Source organism: Azospirillum mesophilum (genome assembly GCF_053470405.2).
In genome coordinates this window covers 140,081-165,821 of the sequence record NZ_JBPXMQ020000002.1, presented here as the reverse complement: position 1 = coordinate 165,821, position 25,741 = coordinate 140,081, and the positions used below count along the sequence as shown (strand labels likewise).

Here is a 25,741-nt window from a genome sequence, read left to right as displayed (position 1 = left end):
TTTAGAGACTGCAACGATCCAATCGTCACAGGAGCCTTGCGGAGCGCGCAGGGACAATCGGTCGCAGTCCCCCTTCACAAGAGCGCGACGGCTTCATAGACGCCTCCCTCTACAGAAAACTGTAGGGGTCGATGTCCACCTGCACGCGGACGTTCGGCGGGATTTCCACCTGCTCCAGCCAGCGGGCGATCAGCGGCTGCACCTGAACGGTGCGCGGCGCCTTCAGCAGAAGACGGCGCCGGTGCCGGCCGCGCAGCAGGGCCAGCGGCGCCGGGGCCGGCCCCAGGATGTGGACCGTGTCGCTGCGCGGCGCCGCGCGGCCGAGCGCCATGGACACCCGCTCCACCGCCGTGGGGTCCTCGCCCGACACGATCAGCGCGGCCAGCCGGCCGAAGGGCGGCATGCCGGCCTCCAGCCGCATCTCCGCCTCCAGCTGGTAGAAGCCGTCGCGGTCGCCGGCGGCCAGCGCCTGCATCACCGGATGCTCCGGCATGTAGGTTTGCAGCATGACCCGTCCCGGCCGCTCGCCGCGCCCGGCGCGCCCGGCCACCTGATGGAGAAGCTGGTAGGTCCGCTCCCCCGCCCGCAGGTCGCCGCCGGCCAGCCCGAGGTCGGCGTCCACCACCCCGACCAGGGTCAGCATGGGGAAATGGTGGCCCTTCGCCATCACCTGGGTGCCGATCAGGAGGTCCAGCTCGTGGTCGGCGATCCGCCGGACCATTTCCTGGATGGCGCGGGGGCCGAACAGCGTGTCGGAGGCCATGATGGCGGCGCGGGCGTCGGGGAACAGCTCCGCCACCTCCTCCGCGATGCGCTCCACGCCGGGGCCGCAGGCCGCGAGCGTCCCCTCCTCCCCGCAGTTGGGGCAGGTGGGGGTCAGCGGCTGGGAGAGGCCGCAGTGGTGGCACTGGAGCTTGCGCGCCAGCCGGTGCTCGACCAGCCACGCCGTGCAGTTCGGGCATTGCAGGCGGTGCCCGCAGGCCCGACAGAGCGTCAGCGGCGCGTAGCCGCGGCGGTTCAGGAACAGCATGACCTGCTCCTTCTCCGCCAGCGTCTCCTCGATGGCTTTCTTCAGGGTCGGCGCCAGCCAGTGGCGGGCCGGCGGCCGGTCCTTTCGCAGGTCGATCAGTTCCACGTCGGGCAGCACGGCGCCGCCGTGGCGGCCCGGCAGGTGAATGCGGGCGTAGCGGTTGCTGTCGGCGTTGACCTTGGTTTCCAGCGACGGGGTCGCCGAGACCAGCACGATGGGGATGCCGCCCAGATGCGCCCGCGCCACCGCCATGTCGCGGGCGTGGTAGATGGCGCCCTCCTCCTGCTTATAGGCGGCGTCGTGCTCCTCATCGATGATGATGACGCCCAGGTCCTTGTAGGGCAGGAACAGGGCGGAGCGGGCGCCGACCACCACCGGCACCTCTCCCTTCGCCACGGCGCGCCAGGTGTCCCGGCGCTGCGCCCCGGTCAGCTCCGAATGCCACTCGGCGGGCGGCGCGCCGAAGCGGCGGGCGAAGCGCTCCAGCCATTGGGCGGACAGCGCGATTTCCGGCAGCAGCACCAGCGCCTGCTTGCCCTGCTTCAGCGCGGCTGCGATCGCCTCGTAATAGACCTCCGTCTTGCCGGAGCCGGTGACGCCGTCCAGCAGCACCGTGGAGTAGACGCCGGACGCGACGCGCGTGCGCAGATCCTCGGCGGCGGCCTCCTGGTCGCCGGACAGGGTCGGGCCGGGGCGGTTGCAGTCGGGGCGGCCGAGCTTGGTCGGTTCCAGCAGCACGGGCTCCAGCAGGCCGGCCTCGGCCAGCCCGCGCACCACGGTGACGCCGCAGCCGGCCTCCTCCGCCAGTTCGGCGGGGGTGCGCGGGGGACCGTCGTCCAGCAGGGCGAGCACGCGCCGGCGGGGGTCGGTCATCTTGAAGCCGGGCGGCGGTTCGGCATCGTGCTTTCGCAGGTAGGCCAGCGTGGGCTTGGGCGGCTCCAGCGCCGCCGGGACGCTGATCGCCATGCGCAGGACAAAGCCCGGCGGAGTCATGGTGTAGGCGGCGACCCAGTCGATGAAGCGCCGCTCCACCTCCGGCATCGGCGGCACATCGAAGCGACGGACGACCGGCTTCAGCCGGGCGGACTCGACCACGCCGGCCCCCTCCCCCCACACCACGCCGAGCACGCGGCGCGGACCCAGCGGAACTTCCACATAGTCCCCCGGGTTGAGAGTCGTCCCGGCGGGCACGCGGTAGTCGTAGGGCTCCGGCAGCGGCAGGGGCAAAAGCACGCGAACGCGCGGGTCCGCCCCCAGAAGATCAGCCTGAAGGGGGACCCCGGAACTGGCGGAAGCGGCACACATGGGCTAGAGTGCCCCCTGGCCGAAACGCCGGGCAACATATCCCGGGCGACAGGGCCCGGACTTCCTCAGCAAGTATGGATTCGTGGTCATGAAGTTCTTCGTCGACACCGCCGATATCGCCGAGATCCGCGATCTGGCCGACACCGGCCTGCTGGACGGTGTTACCACCAACCCCTCCCTCGTCGCCAAGACCGGTCGCAGCTTCCTGGACCTTGTGGCCGAAATTTGTGACGTGGTGAACGGCCCGGTCAGCGCCGAGGTGGCCTCCACCGACTTCGAAACCATGCTGGCCGAAGGCCACAAGATTGCCAAGATCTCCCACCGCGTCGCGGTCAAGGTGCCGCTGACCCCGGCGGGCCTGAAGGTCTGCAAGATCCTGTCCTCCGAAGGGACGATGGTCAACGTCACGCTGTGCTTCTCGCCGGCGCAGGCGATCCTGGCCGCCAAGGCCGGCGCCAGCTTCGTGTCGCCCTTCGTCGGCCGCCTGGACGACGTCGGCCAGGACGGCATGGGCATCATCGCCGACATCTGCGAGATTTACAGCAACTACGACTACTTCAAGACCGAGGTTCTGGTCGCCTCGATCCGCAACCCGATGCACATCGTCAAGGCCGCCCGCCTGGGCGCCCATGTCGTGACCGCCCCGCCGTCGGTGCTGAAGCAGCTGTTCAACCACCCGCTGACCGACAAGGGCCTGGCCCAGTTCGTCGAGGACTGGAAGAAGACCGGCCAGTCCATCCTGTAAAGGGCCGATCCTGTAAGGGCCATCCTGAAGGACAAGGACACGGGAACGCCATCATGGGCCGAGAGCCGGGACACACCCACCGCCTGAAGGACACGCTGACCGCCGAGGACGTGTGCGCCTACCTGCGGGACCATCCCGACTTCCTGGTCCAGCACGCCGAGCTGGTCCACCACCTGACGCCGCCGTCCCAGGACCGCGGCCGGGGGGTGGTGGACCTGCAGGCCTACATGGTGGAGCGCCTGCGCGGCGAGATCCGCCACCTGAAGGACCAGCAGCGGGAGCTGATCGGCACCTCCCGCGCCAATCTGAACAGCCAGAACCGCATCCACGCGGCCGTGCTGTTCCTGCTGGACGCGCAGAGCTTCGAGCAGCTGATCCAGACCATCACGACCGATCTGGCCGTGCTGCTGGACCTGGACGTGGCCTGTCTGATCGTCGAGTCGAACGGGCAGGACACGCCGCACGTCCAGACCTCCGGCGTGCGGGTGGTGGAGTCGGGGACCGTCGATCGCTGGCTCGGCAAGGCCGACGTGGCGCTGAACGCCGACATCCACGGCGACCCGGAACTCTACGGACCCGGCGCGGGGCTGGTGCGGTCGGAAGCGCTGATCCGCCTTCAGGTCTCCAGCGAGACGCCGGAGGGCATGCTCGCCTTCGGCAGCCGCGAACCGGACACCTTCCACACCGGCCAGGGGACGGAGCTGGTTGGCTTCCTCGCCCGCGTGGTGGAGCGGGTGATCCGCGGCTGGCTCGAACTGCCTGCGTGACCAGACCAGAATGACCGGACAAGCATGACCGGAAAAAAGGAAGCCGTGCTCGGCTTCTCGGCCCAGCCCGACGTGCAGGACGTGCTGGTCCATTGGCGCCGCTGGATGGAGAGCGAGCGCAACGTCTCCCCCCACACGCTCACCGCCTACATCGGCGACGTGGCCGGGTTCCTGGAGTTCCTGACCGGCTATCAGGCGCGCCCGCCGTCGATGAACGACCTGGGCGGGCTGGAGGCGGCGGCCTTCCGCGCCTGGCTGTCGCACCTCGCCAACGAGGGGCTGATCGCGGCGAGCCGCGCGCGGGCCTTGGCCGCCGTGCGCAATTTCTTCCGCTGGATGGACCGCAGCGGCCGGCTGCACAACCCGGCCATCGGCACGCTGTCCACGCCCAAGGTCAAGCGCCCGATGCCGCGCCCCCTGACCGTGCTGGACGCCGACCGCCTGCTGGAAGCGTCGGAGAAGGAGCCGGACGATCCCTGGATCGGCAAGCGCGACCGCGCGCTGTTCACCCTGCTCTACGGCTGCGGCCTGCGCATTTCGGAGGCGCTGAACCTCACGCGCAAGGACGCGCCGTTGGGCGAGACCCTGCGAGTCAAGGGCAAGGGCCAGAAGGAGCGGATGGTCCCGGTGCTGCCGGCGGTGGCGGAGGCGGTGAGGGCCTATATGGACGCCTGCCCCTACAGGCAGGGACCGGACGCGCCGCTGTTCGTCGGCGTGCGGGGCGGCCAGCTGGCTCCGGCCGTCGCCCAGAAGCAGATGCGCGACCTGCGCCGCCTGATCGGTCTGCCGGAAACGGCCACGCCACACGCGTTGCGGCACAGCTTCGCCACGCACCTGCTGGCCGACGGCGGGGACCTGCGGGCGATCCAGGACCTTCTGGGCCACGCGTCCCTGTCCACGACGCAGCGCTACACGGACGTGGAGAGCGAGCAGATGATGGAAGTCTACCGGGCCGCTCACCCAAGGGCGAAGAGCAAGTAGCCGGCTTTCCCTTTACCCCCTCGCCCGCCTCCGGCGGGAGAGGGAGGGGCCCACCGCAAGGCGGTGGGAGGGTGAGGGCAAGGTCAATCCAAAAATCCAGGGTACGCATGCTTTGGATTCTCGGGAAAACCTTGCCCTCACCCTTCCCACTTCGTGGGCCCCTTCCCTCTCCCACCGGGGGTGGGAGAGGGAATTGACGGGGGGCCTTACATGTGCAGCGCGCGGCCGTCGACGGCCAGGGCCGCTTCCTTGGTCACTTCCGACAGGGTCGGGTGGGCGTGGCAGGTGCGGGCGATGTCCTCGGCGGAGGCGCTGAACTCCATCGCGACGGCCAGCTCGGCGACCATCTCCGACACGTTCGGGCCGACCATGTGGACGCCGAGCACCTTGTCGGTGCGGGCGTCGGCCAGGATCTTGATGAAGCCCTCGGTCATGCCCATGGCGCGGGCGCGGCCGTTGGCGGTGAAGGGGAACTTGCCGGCCTTGTACTGGACGCCGGCCGACTTCAGCTCCTCCTCGGTCTTGCCGACCGCGGCGACTTCCGGCCAGGTGTAGACGACTCCGGGGACGAGGTCGTGGTTGACGTGGCCCGCCTGACCGGCCAGCAGCTCGGCCAGCGCCACGCCCTCCTCCTCGGCCTTGTGGGCCAGCATCGGGCCTTCGACCACGTCGCCGATGGCGTAGATGCCCGGCACGTTGGTCTCGAAATGCTTGCCGATCTTCACGCGGCCGCGGTTGTCCAGCTCCACGCCCACGGCGTCGAGGCCCAGGCCGTTGATGAACGGACGGCGGCCGATGGCGACCAGCACCACGTCGGCCTCGATCTGCTCGGCGGTGCCGCCGGCGGCGGGCTCGACCGACAGGGTGACGCCGGTGTTGGTGACCTTGGCGCCGGTGACCTTGGCGCCCAGCTTGAAGGTCATGCCCTGCTTGCCCAGGATGCGCTGCATCTGCTTGGACACTTCGCCGTCCATGGTCGGCAGGATGCGGTCGAGGAACTCGATCACCGTGACCTGCGCGCCGAGGCGGCCCCAGACCGAGCCCAGCTCCAGCCCGATCACGCCGCCGCCGATGACGGCGAGGCGCTTCGGCACCTCCGGCAGCTCCAGCGCGCCGGTGGAGGAGACGATCTTCTGCTCGTCGATCTCGATGCCCGGCAGCGGGGTGACCTCGGAGCCGGTGGCGATCACGATGGCCTTGCTGGCGGTGACGGTGCCGACGCCTTCGACCTCGACCGTGTTCGGGGCGGTGATGCGGCCCGCGCCCTTCAGCCAGGTGATCTTGTTCTTCTTGAACAGGAACTCGATGCCCTGGGTGTTTTCCTTAACGACCTTGTCCTTGTGGGCCAGCATGCCCGGCAGGTCCAGTTCCACGCCGCCGACCTTGATGCCGAACTTGGCGAGGCCGTGCTTGGCCTCCTCGAACTTCTCCGACGCGGAGAGCAGGGCCTTCGACGGGATGCAGCCGACGTTCAGGCAGGTGCCGCCGAGCGCCGTGCGCTTCTCCACGCAAGCGACCTTGAAGCCGAGCTGGGCCGCGCGGATCGCGCAGACATAACCGCCGGGACCGCCGCCGACAACGACGACGTCGAATGTGCTTTCAGCCATTGGGGCTTTCCTTCCGCCATTTTTGTGTTTGCCAAAAGCCATCCCGTCCAGCGGGGAGGGCCGCGCGCCGATTTATGCCGCCGCTTACGCCGGCTGGCAACGGGGCAGTTCGCCCCACGGCGCGCATCCCTCCCCTCCGCTGCCGGCGGGCGGCTTCATCATGATGGCGGGCGGATCGCCGCGCTGACGGTTGGGATCACTTGTTGGGATCCGGGGGCGGGTTGTTCTTGGCGTCGTCGGCGCGCTTGATCGGGGTGCGCCCGCCGGGGTCGGTGTCGTGGCTGCGGTCGAGCGTCGGCTGGCCGGCTGACGGTGGCCGTTCGGCGGTTTCGGGGCGCTTGCGGCCCTTGTCGGTCAGGGTCTCGCCGGGCTTGGCGTTGGTGGCGGTGGTGTCGCTGCGCTTCGTGTTGGGCTGCATGGCGTCGCCGCGCGTCGGCTTCGACGGATCGGCCGGGCGGGCCAGACGGTTGCCCGGCGGCTGCCCGGACTGCTCGCCCACGCCCTTCTCACCCTGTCCGTAGCTGCGGCCGGGGCCGGCGGTGTCCTGCGGCGTGGCCCTTTGCATGGGTTTGTCCTGGGGACCTTTCTGGGTTTCGAGCTGCCCCTGGCTCTGCGCCAGCGCCGCCGGGGCGGCGGCCAGCGCCAGCGCGGCGGCGAGTGCTGCAAGCTTGGTCACGGTGTGCGTCTCCCCTGATGGAAGTTCGGAATCCTTGCCCGGACCAACAGGGTGCCCGACCCGCCGTTCCCCGTGACCTCTGGCCCCGTGACCTCTCGCCCCCAGACCTCTCGCCCGGTGACCTCTCGCCCGGTGACCTCTCGCCGTCCGACCATACGCGCCCTGGACTTCGCGGCCCCGCCGCCTTACCTTCAGGCATTGCCTTGATCCACATCAATCGATGCCCAGGGGGTCGCCATGTACCGTGACAACTCGCTGATGCCGAAAGAGGCCGTGCGCCTCGCCGTCCTGGGCACGCTGATCCAGAACGGGCCGCAGCGTTACGCCGACCTCGCCGGCGCTCTCCGCCATTTCCTCGACCGCATCGTCGGGCCGTCGCTCGACCTGATGGGCACGTCGCTGGAGATGCTGCGCTACGAGGGGCTGATCGAGGCGCTGGACGGCACGGGCATGGAGGACAACGCCCTGCTCGGCGCCACCGAGGCCGGCCGGACGGAGTTCGACACGCTGATGCGCGCCAACGTGCGCGCGCCGTCGGCGGACGGCCTGAACAAGCTGGTGATCGCGCTGAAGCTGCGCTTCCTGCACCTGCTGGACATCGAATCGCAGCGCGACCAGATCGACCACCTCGCCTCGCTGTGCGAGACGGAGCTGGCGCGGCTGGGCGACCTGAAGAAGGCCAGCGCCGGCACCGACGGCCACTTCTCCGAATGGCTGGACCTGGACATCGCGCAGGCCGAACAGCGGCTTGCCTGGTTCAACGACCTGCTGTCCCGGTTGTAAGCGGCGCGGCGATTTATCCCTGGCATACGTGAGCGTTTGTTTCGCGTTCGGGTTCTGGTGTACCTTTGGGATTGCAAGAATCCTCCAGTCACCCAACGCGGATACGTGCCATGGCCTCCAACCTGTCGCCCGACGATCTTGAAGACCGCCTGCGCGTCGAGTTCATCGATGACGCCCGTGACCGGCTGGAGGTGATGAACACGGCGATCGACGGCGCCAGCAAGGGCACCCGCGACCACGGGGAGGCGATCGGCGTCCTGCGGCTGGAGGCCCACAATTTCAAGGGCATGGGGACCAGCTTCGGCTACCCGACGGTCAGCCTCGTCGCGCACCGCATGGAAGACTATCTGGCCGGGCTGAAGGAGCTGGATCTGCGCCAGCTCGCCGACACCCAGGTCTTCGTGGACCGCATCGCGGAGCTGGTGGACCGCGCCGAGCAGCCGCAGCTGGCCGAGACCAACCGGATCATCCGCGCCTTGCCGGTGCGCTACCAGTTCGAGATCACCGACGTCGAGATCCGCAACGTCGAGATCATGCTGGTCACCCCGTCCAAGGTCGTCGCCAAGAAGGTGGGGACAGAGCTGGGAGCCTGCGGCTTCCGCACCGTGACGGTCAGCGACCCCATCGAGTCGATCAGCCTTGCCGTGCGCGTGCCGCCGGACATGCTGATCGCGTCGATGGTGATGGATGGCCTGTCGGGCCTGGACCTCATCCGCGGCCTGCGCGCCATGAGCGTGACCCGCGACGTGCCGATGGCGCTGCTGACCTCCATGAGCCTGGACAACCCGGCCCTGAAGGAAATCCCGCAGGGCGTGTCCGTCATCCGCGTCGGCGAGCATTTCGGCGACGACTTCGCGGCGGTGGTGGCGAAGCACAACCTCGGCTGAGGGGTTGGATTCTCGGGGGACAACAGGGATTACACGGATTTCGCGGATTTAAGCACGGATGACACGGATTTTTTTTGATGCTTGCCCAGCCCGCGCTTCTCGAAAAAGCCGCCGCTGAGCAAGCTCAAAAAATCCGTGAAATCCGTGCTCACATCCGTGCAATCCGTGTGAATTTGGTTGTCCACACGACGATCGACACGCGAACAACCAATCACGCCATCAGAACAAATGCTGCCCGCCGGTGATGAACATCTCCGTCCCGGTGACGTAGCCCGCATCCGGGCCGCACAGATAGAAGATCACCGCCGCCACGTCTTCCGGCGTGCCCATGCGCTTCAGGGGAATGCGCGGAATCAGCACGTCGTATTCGGGGCCGGTCATGGAGGTCTCGATCTCGCCCGGCGCCACGGCGTTGACGCGCACGCCGATCTCCGCGAACTCCACGGCCATCTCGCGGGTCAGACCCGACAGCGCCGCCTTCGAGGTGGAATAGGCGGAGCCCGCGAAGGGGTGCACCGCGTGGCCGGCGATGGAGGTCACGTTGACGATGGCCCCCTTGGCGCGCGACAGCGGGGCCGCGAAACCGCGGGCCAGCACCAGCGGGGCGAAGAAGTTCAGCTCGAACACCCGGTGCCATCCCTCGATGGCGCCGTTCAGGCAGCCGAGCCGTTCCTTGATCGGCGTCTTGGGCGAGATGCCGGCGTTGTTGACCAGCGCGTGCAGCGGTGCCCCATCCAGCGCGCGGTTGGCCTCCTCCACGAAGCGGGCGCGGCTGTCCGGGTCGGACAGGTCGGTCGCGATGTGGTGGGTCCAGTTGGGATCGCGCCGGCAGTGCGCCGGCACATCCTCGCGCGAGCAGGAAATGACCCGCCAGCCCTCGGCGCTGAAGCGCTGGACGGTGGCGTGGCCGATGCCCCGGCTCGCGCCGGTGAGAATGACGGTTTTACGGTGCGGCATGACGCGAAGGATAGCGCGCTTCCCCGTAGGGCGCCAGCGGGGCCATCGGTTTACAACCGGTTGACGGCCATGCGTTTGCGACCAACCTTCAGGACAGACAACGACACGCTTCGCTGATGGGTCGAGGAGGGCTGACGACGTGCTCCCCCGTATGATGGCTGCGCTGCTGCTCGCCGGCTGCGCGGCGGCGTCCACCGGGCGGGCGGCCGCGCCCGACCAGCCCCCGCCGCCCGCCGCCGCCTGCGTGAAGCCCGGAGGCTGGGCGGACGCCTCGGCCCGCCCGGTGGACGCCGCCGATCTGCTGCGCCGCGCCGCCAAGGCCCCCGCCGTCCTGCTGGGCGAGCAGCACGACAGCGCCGAGCATCACCGCTGGCAGTTGCACACGCTGATCGAGCTATACGCGCTGAACCCCAAGCTCGCCGTCGGGCTGGAGATGCTGCCGCGCAGCGCCCAGCCGGTGCTCGACCGCTGGAGCGCCGGCCATCTGTCCGAGGCCGAACTCCTGAAGCAGACGAACTGGCCGAAGGTCTGGGGCTTCGACGCGCAGTTCTATCTGCCCATCCTGCATTTCGCGCGCATGAACCGCCTGCCGGTGATCGCCCTGAACGTGGAGCGCGGGCTGGTCAGCCGCACCGCGCGGGAGGGCTGGGCCGCCATTCCGGCCGCCGAGCGCGCGGGCGTCGGCAACCCGGCCCCGCCGCCCGCCAGCTACACCGACCGCCTGCGCGAGGCGATGGCCGCCCACGGCCCGAAGGAGCGCGAGTCGGCGAGCTTCCAGCGCTTCGTGGAGGCGCAATCGGTCTGGGACCGCGCCATGGCGGAGCGCATCGCCGCGACCCACCGCGGAACCGGCCGCACCGTGGTCGCCATCCTGGGCATGGGCCACATCGAGGGGCACGACGGCGTGCCCTTCCAGCTGGCCGACCTGGGCGTCGCCGATTCGCTGGTCCTGCTGCCCTGGGACGCCGACCGGCCCTGCGACGGGCTGGACGGGCGCGTTGCCGACGCGGTCTACGGCCTGGGCGACAGCGACTCCCCCGAGCCGAGTCGCCCTCGCCTGGGCGTGATGCTGGAGCCCGGCGAGGGCGGCGTGCAGGTCCGCTCCGTGGTTGAGGGCAGCGTCGCCGCCGCCGCCGGCCTGACCCCCGGAGACATCGTGGTGGCCGCCGCCGGCGCGCCGGTGCATCAGGCCTCCGACCTCACCGCCGTGGTGCAGCGCCAGGCGCCCGGCACATGGCTGCCGCTGACCATCAAGCGCGAGCAGGGAACGACAGAGCTGGTGGCGAAATTCCCCGCGGAGCAGGGCCCGTAGGTTGGGTTGAGGCCCCAGCCGAAACCCAACAGGTCCGCATCGCAACACTTGTTGGGTTGCGCTGGCGCTTAACCCAACCTACGCGCTACGCGCCCCGGCTACGCGCCCCCTGCCGATTCAGAGCATCCGGTCCCACAGGGCCAGCCGGTCCGGGGTCGGGTTGACGGCCGGGGCGTAGTCGTCGCGTCCCAGCCGTTCGCGGTGTTCCCGCAAGGCCCAGTGCACGGTCGGGAAGGCCAGCTCGTCCCAGGGGATCTCGTCCCAGTGGAACAGGCCGACCTCCAGGCTTTCCGGGCCGGCGGAGACGTCGGGCGACAGCAGGCGCGCGCGGAAGATCATCTGCACCTGACTGATGCGCGGAATGTCGTAGACGGCCAGCAGCGAATCGATCGCGATTCGCGCCCGCGCCTCCTCCCACGCCTCGCGGGCGGCGCCCTCCATGGTGCTTTCCCGCTCCTCCATGAAGCCGGCGGGCAGGGTCCAGAAGCCCTTGCGCGGCTCGATGGCGCGGCGGCACAGCAGAATGCGGTCTTGCCACACGGCCACCGCCCCCACCACGATCAGCGGGTTCTGGTAGGCGATGTAGCCGCAGTCCGGACACATCAGCCGCTCCCGGTCCTCGCCGGGCGGGATGGCGCGGACGCGGGGGCCTTGGCACCCACTGTCGGGGCAGCCAACTTCAGGGGAACAGGGTTTATCCTCGGACATGGGTCGGATATGGACCACGCGGAAGAGGCCGGCAAGCCCGCCAAACGACGCATCCATAAAGCCAAGCCCACGTTCCGCACCCGTTCTCTTTCGCGTTTCGTTCCCGCTTGCCTTCCTGTAGGCTGCCGAACCAGGGAAAAAGACCACGGAAGAAAGCCGGGGTATCGCATGCAGTTCGCGTTCGACGGGGCGTCGCTGGCGCTTGGGTTCCTGCTGGGGGCGGTGCTCGCGGGGGCGGTCGCGTGGGTGATCGCCGCGCGGGCCGAGGCCGAAGCCAACGGCGTCCGGGCCGAGCTGACGACCCGCCTCGGCCTCGCGGAGCGGATCGAGGACGACCTGCGCGAGGAGGTGGAGGCGCGCGACCACCAGATCGCCCGCCTGACCGGCGAGCTGACCGCCGCCCGCGAGCGTCAGGCCGAGCTGACCACCACGCTCGCCAAGGAACGCGCGGCGACGGCGGAGAAGCTGGCCCTGCTGGAACAGGCGCAGGCCACCCTGTCCGACAGCTTCAAGGCCCTGTCGGCGGAGGCGTTGCGGTCGAACAACCAGAGCTTCCTCGACCTCGCCAAGGAAACCCTGGCGAATTTCCAGGAGCAGGCGAAGGGCGACCTGGAGAAGCGGCAGGCGGCCATCTCCGACATCGTCGCCCCGGTGCGCCAGTCGCTGGAAAAGATGGACGGCCAGATCCAGGAGATGGAACGCACCCGCGCCGGCGCCTATGAGGGGCTGAAGCAGCAGGTGCTCTCCCTGCTGGAGACGCAGACGCAGCTGCGCGCGGAGACGGGCAACCTCGTGCGGGCGCTGCGCACGCCGGTGGCGCGCGGGCGCTGGGGCGAAATCCAACTCCGCCGGGTCTGCGAGATGGCCGGCATGCTCGACCATTGCGACTTCGTGGAGCAGGCGAGCGTGGACGCCTCAACCGGCGCCGGCGCGGCCGGCAAGCTGCGCCCGGACCTCGTGGTGAAGCTGCCCGGCAGCAAGACCATCGTGGTGGACGCCAAGACACCGCTGGAAGGCTATCTCGACGGCGTGCAGGCGGAGGACGACGGCGCGCGCCGCGACGGGCTGTCCCGCCACGCCCGCCATGTGCGCGAGCACATGAAGCAGCTGGGCGCCAAAGCCTACTGGGACCAGTTCGACGACACGCCGGAATTCGTCGTGCTGTTCCTGCCCGGCGAGAACTTCTTCTCCGCCGCGCTGGAGCATGACCCGGCGCTGATCGAGGCGGGCATCGACCACCGCGTGATCCTCGCCACGCCGACGACGCTGATCGCGCTGCTGCGCGCCGTCGCCTACGGCTGGCGGCAGGAGCGGCTGGCCGACAACGCGCGGGAGATCAGCGCGCTGGGCGCCGAACTCTACAAACGCCTGCACGACCTGGGCGGCCACATGGAGCGGCTGGGGTCGCAGCTGGAGAAGGCCGTCGGCTGCTACAACGGCGCGGTCGGCAGCCTGGAATCGCGCGTCCTGGTCAGCGCGCGGCGCTTCCGCGACCTGCATGTGACGCCCGACGGAACCGACGACCTGCCGCTGCTGGAACCGCTGGACCACGCCCCGCGCCAGCTCCAGGCGCCGGAGCTGCGGGCGAAAGTGGGAGCGTAAAGGGAAACCGGCAACCTCATTTTGCCTTGTAATGGCCCAGGGCGGCCCCAATCTCCCTCCTGTCATTCTGCTTCGGACTGCCGGACCGATCCGCCTTCGGGTGCCCAGATCGTCGCTATGCCTGGACACAGTATGATGCGCCGCACCGGCCGATGCGGCGCCACTCATTCAATCGGAGAGCTTTCCATGCCCGTCGGCACCGTCAAGTGGTTCAACAGCACCAAGGGTTATGGCTTCATTCAGCCGGAAAACGGCGGCGCGGACGTGTTCGTCCACATCTCCGCGGTCGAGCGTGCCGGCCTGCGCGGCCTGAACGAAGGCCAGAAGGTGTCCTACGAGGAGCAGCGCGACCCGAAGCGCGGCAAGACCTCGGCGGAGAACCTCAAGGCCGTTTGAGCCACCGCTCACGGCGTTGCGAAGGGGCACCGGGCAACCGGTGCCCCTTTCCGTTGCGCCCCTTCCAAACGTTGACGTCAGAGAATTCCCATGGCCAAGAAGAAGCAACCGGTCGACAACGGCTTCGTGCTGTTCGACGTTCTCTACCAGGACGGTGCCCGCACCTCCAACCGCAAGGTCCCCAGCGCCCTCGTCGGCGGCCTGGACGGCGACGAGCCGGCCCGCGAGTTCATCGAGGAGCAGGACCGCAAGATCGCCGAAATGTCCGGCAACCCGCGCGGCCCCATCAAGACGATCACCCGCTCCCCGACCTGAGCGATCTGTCCGCAGCGGGTCGTTGATGTCGGAACATCGGCGTTCCTTGACCTCGCGGCCCGCCCTCCATATTTTGGAATTTTGTAACTGTCCCCCGCACCGTTGCCGAGTTCCCATGGCCGTTCTGGATATCCTCGTCGCCCCGCACCCGGTCCTGAAGCAGAAGGCGAAGCCCGTCGACAAGGTCGATGCGCGCATCGCCAAGCTGATGGACGACATGGTCGAGACCATGTACGCCGCGAAGGGCATCGGCCTTGCGGCTCCGCAGATCGGCGTGCTGGAACGTGTCATCGTCGTGGACGTGCACGAGAAGGACGAGCCGCCGAACCCCATCCGCCTCGCCAACCCGGAAATCATCTGGGCGTCGGACGAAAAGGCCGTGTGCGAGGAAGGCTGCCTGTCGGTGCCCGACCAGTTCGCCGAGGTGACCCGGCCGGTGGCGGTGCGCATCCGGTACCTCGACGAAAAGAACGAGCTGCGGGAGATGGATGCTGACGGCATGCTCGCCACCTGCATCCAGCACGAGATCGACCACTTGAACGGCGTGCTGTTCGTCGATTACCTGTCGATGCTGAAGCGCAACATGATCCTGCGCAAAGTGCAGAAGATGCAGCGTACGAACGCCTGACCACCCCGTTCCCGGACCACCTGACCAATGCCCAAGCTTCGCCTCGTCTTCATGGGCACGCCGGACTTCGCCGTGCCCAGCCTCCGCGCGCTGGTCGAGGCGGGGCATGAGGTCGCCTGCGTCTACAGCCAGCCGCCCCGCCCCGCCGGACGCGGCCAGCAGGTGCAGAAATCCCCGGTCCACCGCTTCGCCGAGGAGCACGGCATCCCCGTGCGCACGCCCAAGTCGCTGCGCAACGCGGAAGCGCAGGCCGAGTTCGCCGCGCTGAAGGCCGACGCCGCCGTGGTCGCCGCCTATGGGCTGATCCTGCCGCAGCCGGTGCTGGACGCGCCGCGCCTGGGCTGCCTGAACGTGCACGGCTCGCTGCTGCCGCGCTGGCGCGGGGCGGCCCCCATCCAGCGCGCCATTCTGGCCGGCGACGCGGAGACCGGCATCACCATCATGCAGATGGACATCGGGCTCGACACCGGCGCCATGCTGCTGAAGGACCGGGTGCCGATTACGGCGCATACCACCGCCACCAGCCTGCACGACGACCTCGCCGCCATGGGCGCCCGGCTGATCGTGGAGGCGCTGGACGGCATCGCCGAGGGCCGCCTGACCGCCGAGCCGCAGCCCGAAGAGGGCGTGACCTACGCCGCCAAGCTGACCCGCGAGGACGGCCGGCTGGACTGGACCCGCGACGCGGCGTATGTGGAGCGGCAGGTGCGCGCCCTCACCCCCTGGCCCGGCTGCTGGTTCGACATCAGGAACGAACGGATCAAGGTGCTGAAGGCCGAACCGTCGCCAGACGCCCGTAAAGCGGCACCCGGCACGCTGCTGGACGACCGGTTGACCATCGCCTGCGCCGACGGCGCGGTGCGCCTGACCGCCGTGCAGCGGCCCGGCAAAGCGCCGGTGGACGGCGCCGCCTTCCTGCGCGGCTTCGCCCTGCCCGTCGGCTCCGTTCTCGAAAACGCCGCATGCAGCGCTGGAAGCTGACCCTCGAATATGACGGCCGGCCTTTCGTCGGCTGGCAGAGGCAGGACAACGGCCCCTCCGTCCAGCAATCGCTGGAAGAGGCCATCGAGCGCCTGTCGGGAGAGACCGTACGTGTCCACACGTCGGGACGTACGGACGCGGGCGTACACGCGCTGGGTCAGGTCTGCCACTTCGACCTGGAGAAGCCCTTCACCGGGCTGAAGCTGCGGGACGCGCTGAACTTCCACCTGAAGCCGGCGCCGGTCGCCATCCTGCTGGCCGAGGCGGTGCCCGGGGATTTCCACGCCCGCATGACCTGCCTCGGCCGGGCGTACGTCTACCGCATCGTCAACCGCCGCGCCCCGCTGGCGCTGGACGCCGGACGCGCGTGGCACGTCACCCGCCCGCTGAACGCCGAGGCGATGCACGCAGCGGCGCAGGCCCTGGTCGGCCAGCACGACTTCACCAGCTTCCGCGCCTCGCTCTGTCAGGCCAAGTCTCCCGTGAAGACGCTGGACAGCCTGTCGGTGGAGCGGGTCGGCGAGGAGGTGCGCGTGCACGCGGCGGCGCGTTCCTTCCTGCACCATCAGGTGCGCAACATGGTGGGCACACTGGAGATGGTCGGGGCCGGCAAATGGACGCCGGACGACGTGCGCCGGGCGCTGGAGGCCCGCAACCGCTCCGCCGCTGGGCCGACCGCGCCACCGGACGGGCTTTATTTCGTCGCGGCACGCTACTGACAGGCTTCGGTTTTCGGGATAGCGTGGTGGGTGGACGAACAAACCGGTGACCACCCGCCTTGCGTCGCCTTGCCCTGCTTTTTTTCCTGCTGTGCGTGGCCCTGCCGGCGCTAACCGGTTGCGGGGTGGACAGCGAACAGGCCACCCTGTGCGGCCGGCTGATCCCCGCCTTCGATTCCGGCCCTGTCTCCCAGGTCGAGGCCACGCAGACGCCCGACGCCGCGCCGTCCGTCCGGCTGAACTACCGGGCCGGAATCGAGGAGCACTGGATCGAGTGCCGTTTCGGCGGCCGCTTCTTCGACACGCGCCGGCATGAGCTGGAGGCGGTGGCGACCGACCGCACCGGGCCGCTGACCGACATGCAGTTCACCATGCTGCGCGTCTGGGCGCGCCTGCCCGCCGCGCACATGGCGTTGGTGTCGGGGTTGGCGCCGGAAACCACCGCGTCGCACCCGGCAGCACCCACGGACTGGGCGCCCTGGCTGTTCTTCCTGCAACAGATCATCAACGCGGCCACGGTCGCCTGCGTCTACGGCCTGCTGGCGCTCGGCTACACGCTGGTCTACGGAATCCTCGGGCAGATCAATCTGGCGATGGGGGAACTGACCATGCTCGGCGCCATGCTGACCGCCATGGGGGCGGCGGCGCTGGCGATGGCCGGGCTGGGAACCGTGCCGCTGGCGGTGCTGGGAGTGCTGGTCACCGTCATGGCGCTGACCGCCGTGCAGGGCTGGACCATGGACCGGCTGGTCTTCCGCCGCCTGCGCAAGGTGCACAGCCACACGCCGCTGATCACCGCCGTGGGCTTGTCCATCGCCTATCAGGAGGGCGTGCGGCTGCTGCACGGCGCCCGCGACTGGTGGCCGGCCCCGATCCTGGCCGACCGGCACGAGCTGTTCAGCGACGGTTCCTTCACGGTGACCGCCCTGACTTCCCAAGCCGTGATCCTGCTGATGACCGGTGGGCTCTACGCGCTGCTGTGGGCCATCATGCAGCGCACCGCCTATGGGCGCGCCCACCGCGCCTGCGCCGACGACGTGGAGGCGGCGGAACTGGTCGGGGTGGACGTCAACCGCACCGTCGCCACCACCTTCGCGGTCGGCGGCGCGCTGGCCGCGGCGGCGGGGGCCGTGATCGCGCTGTATTACGGCGGGGTGAACTTCTACACGGGCTATCTGGTGGGCTTCAAGGCGCTGGCCGCCGCCGTGGTGGGCGGCATCGGCTCGGTCCCCGGCGCCATGCTGGGCGGCGCGCTGCTGGGCTTGGTGGAGACCTTCTGGTCGGCCTATTTCGCCATCGCCTACAAGGACATCGTGGCCTTCGGCCTGCTGACCCTGTTCCTGATCTACCGCCCTCACGGCCTGTTGGGCAAGGACCGCAACCGCGGGGATTGAGCCCCGAAAACAATGCCCCGAAAAGAACGAGGGGGCCTTTCGGCCCCCTCGCGTTTCTTCCCGTCAAAGCGCGTGGATTACAGCGCGCGCACGTCGGTCAGGTGGCCGGTGATCGCGGCCGCCGCGGCCATGGCCGGGCTGACGAGGTGGGTGCGGCCGCCGCGGCCCTGACGGCCCTCGAAGTTGCGGTTCGAGGTGGAGGCGCTGCGCTCGCCCGGCGACAGGCGGTCGGCGTTCATCGCCAGGCACATGGAGCAGCCGGGCTCGCGCCACTCGAAGCCGGCTTCGGTGAAGATCTGGTCCAGACCCTCTTCCTCCGCCTGCTCCTTGACGAGGCCGGAGCCGGGGACGACCAGGGCGCGCACGCCCTCGGCCACCTTGCGGCCCTTGGCGATGTCGGCGGCGGCGCGCAGGTCTTCGATGCGGCCGTTGGTGCAGGAGCCGATGAAGACCGTGTCCACCTTCACCTCGGTCAGCTTCTGGCCGGGCGTCAGGCCCATGTAGGCCAGCGAGCGCTCGACGGCGGCGCGCTTGCCGGCGTCCGCCACGTCGGCCGGGTTCGGCACGGTCGCGGTGATCGGCAGCACGTCCTCCGGGCTGGTGCCCCAGGTGACCTGCGGGACGATGTCGGCGGCGTTCAGCACGACGGTGGTGTCGTAGACCGCACCCTCGTCCGACGGCAGCGTCTTCCAGTAGGCGACGGCCTGCTCCCAGGCGCCGGCCTTCGGGGCGAGCGCGCGGCCCTTCACATATTCGAAGGTCTTCTCGTCCGGGGCGATCAGGCCGGCGCGGGCGCCGCCTTCGATCGCCATGTTGCAGACGGTCATGCGGCCTTCCATCGACAGGCCGCGGATGGCCTCGCCGGCGAACTCGATGACGTGGCCGGTGCCGCCGGCGGTGCCGATCTTGCCGATGATCGCCAGCACGATGTCCTTGGCGGTCACGCCCGGCGGCAGTTCGCCGTCGACGCGGACCAGCATGTTCTTGGCCGGCTTCTGCAGCAGCGTCTGGGTGGCGAGCACATGCTCCACCTCCGACGTGCCGATGCCGAAGGCCAGGGCGCCAAAGGCACCATGGGTCGCGGTGTGGCTGTCGCCGCAGACGATGGTGGCGCCGGGCAGCGTGAAGCCCTGCTCCGGACCGACGATGTGGACGATGCCCTGGCGGATGTCGTCCATCGGGAAGTAGCGGATGCCGAAGTCGCGCGCGTTCTTGTCCAGGGTTTCTACCTGGATGCGGCTCTCTTCTTCCTTGATGCCCTCGGCGCGGTTGGTCGTGGGCACGTTGTGGTCCGGCACGGCCAGCGTCGCTTCCGGACGGCGCACCTGACGGCCGGCAAGGCGCAGCCCCTCGAACGCCTGCGGGCTGGTCACTTCATGGACCAGATGGCGGTCGATGTAGAGGATGCAGGTGCCGTCGTCCTGGCGATGGACGACATGGCTGTCCCAAATCTTGTCGAACAGAGTGCGCGGCTTGGACATAGCAATTCTCTCTCGCGAGCGGCAGGCCGGACGAACAAAGCGTGCGGTAAGAGGGCCGCACAATAGCGGTGTCTTTCCGCCAGGACAAGGCCCCCGGGAAAAGGCCGTGACTCCGGGGTCGAGCAACCTACAACCGCATCATCGGCATCGGGTCCAGCGGGTGCGTCCTCAGCCGCCGCCCGAGCAGCCGGGCCAGCCGGCGGTGGAACCCGGCGTTCGAGAATTCCCGGCGCACCTCCGCGACAAGGCCGGCGGGCAGGCCGAAGCGGATCAGCCCCAGCGACAGGTCGACCAGATCGGCGCGGCGGAACGCCTCCACCAGCGGCGCGCCCCGGACGGGCGTCAGCTTGTGGTGGTTGACGATCATCGCCGCGACCTCGTCCGTCCAGCCGGACAGCCCCTGTTGGGCCAGCCAGCCGGCGGCCAGGCGGGCGGACGGTTCGAGATAGTCGAGCGTGCCGTCGGTCCAGATGCCCAGGTCGTGGAAGGCCGCGGCCACCGCGATCCGCCCGTCGTCCTCGACGCCCGCGAGCGCGACGGCGAAGCGGTGCATCCGCCGGGCATGGTTGCGGTAGGCGGCGAAGTCGTTCCCGAGGGACTCGCGCCATTCGGTCAGGATCGCATCGAGATCGGGACGGAGCATGCGTCATCTGCGGGGAAAGGGATGCGCGCTTGTGCCCCACGCAACCCGTCCCCGTACAGACGCATTCGACCCCAGCGACACCATGTCCCGCCCGCCTGGAAGCGCCGCGTTCCCTGTGCTAGCGTCCACCCATTCCGCCCATAAGAAAGGCTGTTCCCGTGACGGACCGCACTGTCCGCTGTGAGCGCTGCGAGACGCCCTACCCCGCCGATCTGCCGTCCTGCCCGAACTGCCGGCGCATCCGGCAGACCAACATCGCCATTCTGACCACGGTGATCATGCTGGTGATCCTGGCGCTGGTGGGGTGGTTCGGGATTCAGGTCCTGACCGGCTTCGGGCAATGAAAAATCTTTAATGCGCGGAGCGGCGGTGCATCGGTGAGAATGCCCGCCGGTTTCTTCGGTCGGACCTTCACCATGGAAAACGCCCCCGTCTGCGCCAACTGCGACTCGGAATACGGGCACGGCCCCGACGACTGCCCCATCTGCCGGTCGGCGCGGCGCAAGGACATCCTCATCCGCGTCGTCATCGGGCTGATGTTCATCGTGCCGATGCTGACCCTGTTCGCCACCATCCTGCTGGACAGCGGCGTCGGCCAGAAAATCTTCCAGTTGGATTGAGCGCGGACCAGCCGCCCAGGGAAAGCAATCCTCCCGCCCTCGCGCACACCGTAGTATGGCGCAAAACATAGGGTTGGGAGGACCCATGGCCGACGAGCCCATAACAGACCGGGCCATGCCGCGCGCCACAGGGCGCAGTGGCCCAGGGACGGCCGTCTACGCGCAGCTTGCGGGAATTGTTCTGTTCTGGGGGGCCAACTGGCCCCTGATGAAGACGGCGCTGTCCGACATCGGGCCGCTGACCTTCTGCGCCCTGCGCTTCATCGGCGCGGCCTCGGTGCTCGCCATCCTGTCGCGGGTGTTGCGCTTTCCGCTGCTGCCGAAGCGGGGCGAGCGCTGGCCGCTGGCCGTCGTCGGGCTGTTGCAGGTGGCGGGCATGCTGGACATGAGCGCCATCGGCCTGCGCGTGGTGCCGCCGGGACGGGCGGCGGTGCTGGCCTACACCATGCAGATGTGGGCTCTGCCGCTCGGCGTTCTGCTGGTGGGCGAGCGCTTTACCGGACGGCGCGTGGCCGGGGCGATGCTGACCTTCGCGGGCGTGCTGGTCTTCTTCAACCCGTCGCTGGTGGACTGGAGCAACGGGTCGGTGCTGCTGGGCAACGGCCTTCTGCTGGGCTGCGCGCTGAGCTGGGCGGTGGGGGCGACGCTCTACCGCCGCCGGGGCGGCTGGCAGACTCCCTTCTGGACGCAGACCTTCTGGCAGATCGCCGTCAGCGCCGTCCTGACCGCTCCGCTGGCCTTGGCGGCGGAGCACGCGCGGCCGATCCATTGGACGCCGGCGCTCGGCACCGTGCTGGCCTTCAACTGGCTGGTCGCCACGGGCCTCTGCTACTGGTGGTGGGCGAAGTCACTGACCGCCATGCCCGCCGCCCAGGCCGGGCAGATCGTCTGCCTCGTCCCCATCACCGCCCTGCTGCTGAGCGCCGCCTTCCTGGGCGAGCCGCTGACAGCCGGCGTGCTGGTCGCCGTCGCCCTGATCGGCGCCGGGATCGTCACGACGATGCGGGCGCGGTGACGCAACACCACAATGCCAAAGCCGCAACGCCAAACGCCCGCCCGGAGGTCTCCGGGCGGGCGCTGGAAGCCTGATCGAACGAAAGGGGCCGGATTACTCCGCGGCGGCCTTCACGTTCATGCCGCGGCCGGTCGTGCGCTCGGCGATACGGGCCGACTTGCCGCGACGGTCGCGCAGGTAGTACAGCTTGGCGCGACGGACGGCGCCCTTGCGGACCAGCTCGATCGAGTCGAGGCGCGGCGAGTAGAGCGGGAACACGCGCTCCACACCCTCACCGTAGCTGATCTTGCGCACGGTGAAGGACGAGTTCACGCCGGCGTTCCGGCGGGCGATCACGACGCCCTCGTAGGCCTGGACGCGCTCGCGCGTGCCTTCGACCACCTTCACGTTCACGCGGACGGTATCGCCCGGCGAGAACTCCGGAATGGTCTTGCCGCCGAGGGCCTTCTCGATCTGCTCCTGCTCGAGCTGCTGCAACAGGTTCATGACACTACCCCTTTTCATCGGTGCGCCTCGCGGCGGACCGTCACTCCGGTTTCGGGCCGCGCCGGCGACCCCGTTTCCCAATCTGACCCTCGGCCTTCCTGCCCGCCTCGTAGCGGTCCCACAGGTCCGGACGCCGGGCCTGCGTGATCCGCTCCGCCTCGGCGAGCCGCCAGGCGCGAACCTTCTCGTGGTGGCCGGACAAAAGGATGTCCGGGACCGACCGTTCCACACCCTGCCCGTCGGTCCAGACCGCCGGCCGGGTGTAGTGGGGGTATTCGAGCAACCCCCGTTCGAAACTCTCCTCGCCCGCCGTCGCGTCGTTGCCCATGACGCCGGGGAGCAAGCGCACCACGGCATCGATCAGGCACAGCGCGGCGGTTTCGCCACCGGACAGCACGAAGTCCCCGAGGCTGACCTCCTCAAGGCCGTGCGCGTCCAGCACCCGCTCGTCCACCCCCTCGTACCGGCCGCAGAGCAGCGTGACCACCGGGGTGGCCGCCAGCTCCTTGACCAGCTCCTGGGTCAACACCCGTCCGCGGGGCGACAGGTAGATCGCCCGCCCGCGTCCAGGGGTCCCGGGAGGACCCGCCGTCGCGGTCAGCGCCGCGTCCAGCACGTCGGGCCGCATGACCATGCCGGCCCCACCGCCGAAGGGGGTGTCATCGACGGAGCGATGTTTATTGCGCGCGAACGAGCGAATGTCCACTGATTCCAGCGCCCAGACTCCATTTTCCAGCGCCTTTCCCGCGAGGCTGTGACCCAGCGGGCCCGGAAACATCTCCGGGAACAGCGTCAGGACCTTGACCGTCCAGGCAAGGGGGCCGGAGGCACCGTGATTCACGGCGCAGCCTCCCCCTCTTCAGCGTCATTCGCGCCTTCCGGCGCATCCCCGTCGTCGTCCTTCCCTTCCCGCGCCTCCCCTTCCCGCGCCTCGATGACGGCGGGAAGGTCGACCACGACGCGGCCCCCCTTCACGTCCACCACCGGCACGCAGACCCTGGTGAAGGGCAGCATTTCCAGCGAGCCCGACTCGGTGCGGATCTCCAGCACGTCGCCGGCCCCGAAGTCATACAGCGCCTTCACCCGGCCGTAGACGGCACCGTCGGCGAGTTCCGCGCGCAGACCGATGAGGTCGGCGTGGTAGAACTCGTCCTCGTCCTCCGTCTCCGGCAGGGCCGAGCGGTCCGCATAGAGCCGGACACCGGTCAGCTCCTGCGCCTGCTCGCGCGTCGAGATGCCCTCGACGCGGGTCAGGAACAGGTCCTTCATGGTGCCCTGGAGCGACAGCCGGAACAGCCGCCCGCCCCGCTCGTCGGAGAGCGGGCCGTAGGAGGCCACGGCGTCCGGATCCTCCGTGAAGCTCTTCAGCTTCACGAGGCCGCGGACCCCGTGCGCTCCGGCGAACTGGCCGACGCAGACTTTGGTGGACATGGTCTTCATCCTCTCCCCCTCTCCCCTCCGGGGAGAGGGTCGGGGTGAGGGGGGCCCGCGCATGCCGAACGTCCGGCCCACGCGCATCCCCTTCACCCGGCCCTATCGGGCCACCCTCTCCCCAGAGGGGAGAGGGTCGGGAGATCAGCCCTCGGCGCCTTCGGCGGCGGCCTTGGCGGCGGCTTCGGCCTTCAGACGCTCCTGGGCCTTCGCCTTCGGGGCGGACTTCTTCGGGGTCTCGCGGATTTCCGGCTTGGCGATCAGGCCGGCGTTCGCCAGGAACAGGGCGACGCGGTCCGTCGGCTGGCCGCCGACCGACAGCCAATGCTTGGCGCGCTCGGCGTCCAGGACGATGCGCTGCTCATGCTCGCGCGGCAGCATCGGGTTGTAGGTGCCGATCTTCTCGATGAAGCGGCCGTCACGCGGGCTGCGCGAATCGGCGACGACGATCGAGTAGAACGGGCGCTTCTTGGCGCCGCCGCGGGCGAGACGGATCTTCAGGGACATGGGATGAAACGCTTTCCTGGTTGGTCGTTAGAAACAATCGCGTGCGTCACGCGGGGTATAAGCCGAGGGCTATTGCAGCCCCCGGAAATTCTTCGGCAGCAGGCTTTGCAGCCCGTGGCGCATCAGGCCCTTCTGGCCGAGCTTCTGAACCTGCTTCATCATCCCGCGCATGGTGTCGAACTGCTTCAGCAGCTTGTTGACCTCCTGCACGCTGGTGCCGGAGCCGGCGGCGATGCGCTTGCGGCGCGACGCCTTGATGATGTCGGGGTTCTTGCGCTCCGCCTTCGTCATCGAGGAGATGATCGCCTCCTGGCGCTTGATCATCCCGTCGTCGATGTTGGCGTCCTTCAGCTGGTTCTTGATCTTGCCGATGCCCGGCAGCATGCCCATCAGGCCGGACATGCCGCCCATCTTGCGCAGCTGCTTCAGCTGGGAGGCCATGTCGTCGAGGTCGAAGCCCTGGCCCTTCTCCATCTTGCGGGCGAGCTTTTCGGCCTCTTCCTTGTCGATGGTCTCGACGGCCTTTTCCACCAGCGACACCACGTCGCCCATGCCGAGGATGCGGCCGGCGATGCGGTCGGGGTGGAAGGGCTCCAGCGCGTCGATCTTTTCGCCCATGCCCAGCAGCTTGATGGGCTTGCCGGTGATCTGGCGCATCGACAGGGCCGCACCGCCGCGGGCGTCGCCGTCCACGCGGGTCAGCATGATGCCGGTGATGCCGACCTTGTCGTTGAAGTTGGTGGCGACCGTCACCGCGTCCTGGCCGGTCATGGCGTCGGCGACCAGCAGCGTTTCCGCCGGCTTCGTCGCGTCGCGCACGGCCGCGACCTCCGCCATCAGCTCCTCGTCGATCGCGAGGCGGCCGGCGGTGTCCAGCATGACCACGTCGTAGCCTTCCAGGCGGCCCGTCTCGATGGCGCGCCTGGCGATGGTCACGGGGTCCTGGCCGGGGATGATCGGCAGGGTGGCGACGCCGACCTGCTCGCCCAGCACCTTCAGCTGCTCCTGCGCGGCCGGGCGGCGCACGTCGAGCGAGGCCATCAGGACCTTCTTGCGGTCCTTGGTCTTCAGGCGCAGCGCGATCTTGGCGGTGCTGGTGGTCTTGCCCGAGCCCTGGAGGCCGACCATCAGGATCGGCACGGGGGCGGCGGCGTTGAGGTTGATGTCCTCGCCGGCCCCCAGCATCTCCACGAGGTTGTCGTGGACAATCTTGATGACCTGCTGGCCGGGGGTGATGGAGCGCAGAACCTCCTGCCCGACGGCGCGTTCCTTGACCTGACTGACGAACTGCTTGACCACGGGCAGAGCCACGTCGGCCTCAAGCAGCGCGATGCGCACCTCGCGCAGCGCGGCGTTGACGTCCTCCTCGCTCAGCGCGCCGCGGCGGCGCAGCTTGTCGAAGATGTCGCCCAGGCGTCCGGTCAGGCCTTCGAACATGGGTCAGCGGTCCTCAGTTTCGGTCCGCACCCGCGCAAGCGCAAAAGAGCCAGTGCGCGACACTCGCGGACTGGCGGAGGTCCCCGGCACGGTGGCCGGCGGTACCCGGTCGATCGGCTCGACGGATGCAGGTCGGCGGACCATACGCATCCGCACCACCGGAGTCAACACCGCCCGTCCGCTCCCGTTTTCCCCCAGCGGCATAGGCCTGCAGCGGCGAACCAAAGGCGGAACTTCCCTCCGACGAAAAGGGAAATGGACGGCGTTTGTGCAACGCATTATACCTGTACTTTATTAAAGCGTTACCGATCGTTAACTGTTTGTTCGG

The 25,741-nt window shown here is 69.1% G+C and carries 28 protein-coding genes; 16 read left to right on the top strand and 12 right to left on the bottom strand.

Annotated elements, in window-relative coordinates; all coding sequences use genetic code 11:
- Positions 1-109: 109 nt before the first annotated feature.
- A complete protein-coding gene (locus tag ACSVC7_RS02930) occupies positions 110-2,335 on the bottom strand; it encodes a primosomal protein N' (RefSeq protein ID WP_483507948.1) in 2,226 nt (741 codons plus the stop codon).
- Between the two features lie 88 nt (positions 2,336-2,423).
- Here ACSVC7_RS02930 and fsa point away from each other — a divergent pair, with 88 nt between their 5' ends.
- The 3 genes from fsa to ACSVC7_RS02915 are packed head-to-tail and all read left to right on the top strand — an operon-like array spanning position 2,424 to position 4,828.
- A complete protein-coding gene (gene fsa, locus ACSVC7_RS02925) occupies positions 2,424-3,080 on the top strand; it encodes a fructose-6-phosphate aldolase (RefSeq protein WP_448202666.1) in 657 nt (218 codons plus the stop codon).
- A 53-nt stretch (positions 3,081-3,133) separates the two neighbouring features.
- On the top strand, positions 3,134-3,847 hold the full coding sequence (locus tag ACSVC7_RS02920) for a DUF484 family protein (protein ID WP_448202667.1): 714 nt from the start codon (positions 3,134-3,136) through the stop codon (positions 3,845-3,847).
- A gap of 24 nt (positions 3,848-3,871) precedes the next feature.
- Entirely contained in the window at positions 3,872-4,828 is a 957-nt protein-coding gene (locus ACSVC7_RS02915; RefSeq protein WP_448202668.1) for a tyrosine recombinase XerC, read from the top strand.
- A 206-nt stretch (positions 4,829-5,034) separates the two neighbouring features.
- Here ACSVC7_RS02915 and lpdA read toward each other — a convergent pair whose 3' ends face one another.
- Together lpdA and ACSVC7_RS02905 are read right to left on the bottom strand one after the other, a co-directional pair.
- A complete protein-coding gene (lpdA, locus tag ACSVC7_RS02910; RefSeq protein WP_448202669.1) occupies positions 5,035-6,435 on the bottom strand; it encodes a dihydrolipoyl dehydrogenase in 1,401 nt (466 codons plus the stop codon).
- A gap of 196 nt (positions 6,436-6,631) precedes the next feature.
- Positions 6,632-7,111 (bottom strand): hypothetical protein, encoded by a 480-nt coding sequence (locus ACSVC7_RS02905; protein ID WP_448202670.1) that lies wholly within the window; start codon positions 7,109-7,111, stop codon positions 6,632-6,634.
- Between the two features lie 237 nt (positions 7,112-7,348).
- Here ACSVC7_RS02905 and ACSVC7_RS02900 point away from each other — a divergent pair, with 237 nt between their 5' ends.
- Together ACSVC7_RS02900 and ACSVC7_RS02895 are read left to right on the top strand one after the other, a co-directional pair.
- Positions 7,349-7,894 carry a hypothetical protein gene (locus tag ACSVC7_RS02900; RefSeq protein WP_448202671.1) on the top strand — a complete coding sequence of 182 codons (546 nt, stop codon included), beginning with the start codon at positions 7,349-7,351 and terminating at the stop codon, positions 7,892-7,894.
- Positions 7,895-8,004: 110 nt separating this feature from the next.
- Positions 8,005-8,781 carry an Hpt domain-containing protein gene (locus tag ACSVC7_RS02895; RefSeq protein WP_448202672.1) on the top strand — a complete coding sequence of 259 codons (777 nt, stop codon included), beginning with the start codon at positions 8,005-8,007 and terminating at the stop codon, positions 8,779-8,781.
- A gap of 219 nt (positions 8,782-9,000) precedes the next feature.
- Here the strand turns inward: ACSVC7_RS02895 and ACSVC7_RS02890 are convergent, their stop codons facing one another.
- Positions 9,001-9,738: an SDR family NAD(P)-dependent oxidoreductase gene (locus tag ACSVC7_RS02890; protein WP_448202673.1), complete on the bottom strand. Its 738-nt coding sequence runs from the start codon at positions 9,736-9,738 to the stop codon at positions 9,001-9,003.
- Between the two features lie 139 nt (positions 9,739-9,877).
- Here ACSVC7_RS02890 and ACSVC7_RS02885 point away from each other — a divergent pair, with 139 nt between their 5' ends.
- On the top strand, positions 9,878-11,050 hold the full coding sequence (locus ACSVC7_RS02885; RefSeq protein ID WP_448202674.1) for a ChaN family lipoprotein: 1,173 nt from the start codon (positions 9,878-9,880) through the stop codon (positions 11,048-11,050).
- A 117-nt stretch (positions 11,051-11,167) separates the two neighbouring features.
- On the opposite strand, the gene ACSVC7_RS02880 is transcribed toward ACSVC7_RS02885, so the two are convergent.
- Positions 11,168-11,758: an NUDIX hydrolase gene (locus ACSVC7_RS02880; protein WP_448202675.1), complete on the bottom strand. Its 591-nt coding sequence runs from the start codon at positions 11,756-11,758 to the stop codon at positions 11,168-11,170.
- 168 nt (positions 11,759-11,926) lie between these two features.
- On the opposite strand from ACSVC7_RS02880, the gene ACSVC7_RS02875 reads away from it, so the two are divergent.
- The 7 genes from ACSVC7_RS02875 to ACSVC7_RS02845 all read left to right on the top strand — a co-directional run bounded on the left by ACSVC7_RS02875 (position 11,927) and on the right by ACSVC7_RS02845 (position 17,793).
- Positions 11,927-13,360: a DNA recombination protein RmuC gene (locus tag ACSVC7_RS02875; protein ID WP_448202676.1), complete on the top strand. Its 1,434-nt coding sequence runs from the start codon at positions 11,927-11,929 to the stop codon at positions 13,358-13,360.
- A gap of 186 nt (positions 13,361-13,546) precedes the next feature.
- A complete protein-coding gene (locus tag ACSVC7_RS02870; RefSeq protein WP_448202677.1) occupies positions 13,547-13,756 on the top strand; it encodes a cold-shock protein in 210 nt (69 codons plus the stop codon).
- A gap of 90 nt (positions 13,757-13,846) precedes the next feature.
- Complete coding sequence (locus ACSVC7_RS02865; RefSeq protein WP_448202678.1) at positions 13,847-14,071, top strand: hypothetical protein; 225 nt, start codon at positions 13,847-13,849, stop codon at positions 14,069-14,071.
- A gap of 115 nt (positions 14,072-14,186) precedes the next feature.
- The gene (gene def, locus ACSVC7_RS02860; protein ID WP_448202679.1) at positions 14,187-14,699 is read left to right on the top strand and encodes a peptide deformylase; all 513 of its coding nucleotides are present in this window, start codon (positions 14,187-14,189) and stop codon (positions 14,697-14,699) included.
- 27 nt (positions 14,700-14,726) lie between these two features.
- Positions 14,727-15,680 carry a methionyl-tRNA formyltransferase gene (fmt, locus tag ACSVC7_RS02855; RefSeq protein WP_448202680.1) on the top strand — a complete coding sequence of 318 codons (954 nt, stop codon included), beginning with the start codon at positions 14,727-14,729 and terminating at the stop codon, positions 15,678-15,680.
- Positions 15,662-16,399, top strand: a complete 738-nt coding sequence (truA, locus tag ACSVC7_RS02850; protein WP_448202681.1) for a tRNA pseudouridine(38-40) synthase TruA — start codon at positions 15,662-15,664, stop codon at positions 16,397-16,399. The genes fmt and truA overlap by 19 nt, the downstream gene beginning before the upstream one ends.
- A gap of 59 nt (positions 16,400-16,458) precedes the next feature.
- Positions 16,459-17,793, top strand: a complete 1,335-nt coding sequence (locus tag ACSVC7_RS02845) for a branched-chain amino acid ABC transporter permease (RefSeq protein ID WP_448202682.1) — start codon at positions 16,459-16,461, stop codon at positions 17,791-17,793.
- Between the two features lie 77 nt (positions 17,794-17,870).
- On the opposite strand, the gene leuC is transcribed toward ACSVC7_RS02845, so the two are convergent.
- Both leuC and ACSVC7_RS02835 read right to left on the bottom strand, forming a co-directional pair.
- Positions 17,871-19,274 (bottom strand): 3-isopropylmalate dehydratase large subunit, encoded by a 1,404-nt coding sequence (leuC, locus tag ACSVC7_RS02840; RefSeq protein ID WP_448202683.1) that lies wholly within the window; start codon positions 19,272-19,274, stop codon positions 17,871-17,873.
- A gap of 127 nt (positions 19,275-19,401) precedes the next feature.
- The gene (locus tag ACSVC7_RS02835; RefSeq protein WP_448202684.1) at positions 19,402-19,917 is read right to left on the bottom strand and encodes a hypothetical protein; all 516 of its coding nucleotides are present in this window, start codon (positions 19,915-19,917) and stop codon (positions 19,402-19,404) included.
- 158 nt (positions 19,918-20,075) lie between these two features.
- Here ACSVC7_RS02835 and ACSVC7_RS02830 point away from each other — a divergent pair, with 158 nt between their 5' ends.
- The 3 genes from ACSVC7_RS02830 (at position 20,076) to ACSVC7_RS02820 (ending at position 21,552) form a co-directional block, all read left to right on the top strand.
- Positions 20,076-20,261 (top strand): hypothetical protein, encoded by a 186-nt coding sequence (locus ACSVC7_RS02830; RefSeq protein WP_448202685.1) that lies wholly within the window; start codon positions 20,076-20,078, stop codon positions 20,259-20,261.
- 72 nt (positions 20,262-20,333) lie between these two features.
- Positions 20,334-20,537: a hypothetical protein gene (locus ACSVC7_RS02825; RefSeq protein WP_448202686.1), complete on the top strand. Its 204-nt coding sequence runs from the start codon at positions 20,334-20,336 to the stop codon at positions 20,535-20,537.
- 85 nt (positions 20,538-20,622) lie between these two features.
- Positions 20,623-21,552 carry a DMT family transporter gene (locus ACSVC7_RS02820; protein ID WP_448202687.1) on the top strand — a complete coding sequence of 310 codons (930 nt, stop codon included), beginning with the start codon at positions 20,623-20,625 and terminating at the stop codon, positions 21,550-21,552.
- Between the two features lie 93 nt (positions 21,553-21,645).
- On the opposite strand, the gene rplS is transcribed toward ACSVC7_RS02820, so the two are convergent.
- The 5 genes from rplS to ffh all read right to left on the bottom strand — a co-directional run bounded on the left by rplS (position 21,646) and on the right by ffh (position 25,413).
- Positions 21,646-22,038, bottom strand: a complete 393-nt coding sequence (gene rplS, locus ACSVC7_RS02815; RefSeq protein ID WP_448202688.1) for a 50S ribosomal protein L19 — start codon at positions 22,036-22,038, stop codon at positions 21,646-21,648.
- Between the two features lie 40 nt (positions 22,039-22,078).
- Positions 22,079-22,879 (bottom strand): tRNA (guanosine(37)-N1)-methyltransferase TrmD, encoded by an 801-nt coding sequence (gene trmD / locus ACSVC7_RS02810; protein ID WP_448202689.1) that lies wholly within the window; start codon positions 22,877-22,879, stop codon positions 22,079-22,081.
- Positions 22,876-23,469, bottom strand: a complete 594-nt coding sequence (rimM, locus tag ACSVC7_RS02805) for a ribosome maturation factor RimM (RefSeq protein WP_448202690.1) — start codon at positions 23,467-23,469, stop codon at positions 22,876-22,878. Before rimM ends, trmD begins: the two co-directional genes overlap by 4 nt.
- Positions 23,470-23,613: 144 nt before the next feature.
- On the bottom strand, positions 23,614-23,976 hold the full coding sequence (gene rpsP / locus ACSVC7_RS02800) for a 30S ribosomal protein S16 (protein ID WP_448202691.1): 363 nt from the start codon (positions 23,974-23,976) through the stop codon (positions 23,614-23,616).
- A gap of 69 nt (positions 23,977-24,045) precedes the next feature.
- The gene (ffh, locus tag ACSVC7_RS02795; RefSeq protein ID WP_448202692.1) at positions 24,046-25,413 is read right to left on the bottom strand and encodes a signal recognition particle protein; all 1,368 of its coding nucleotides are present in this window, start codon (positions 25,411-25,413) and stop codon (positions 24,046-24,048) included.
- Positions 25,414-25,741 lie beyond the last annotated feature (328 nt).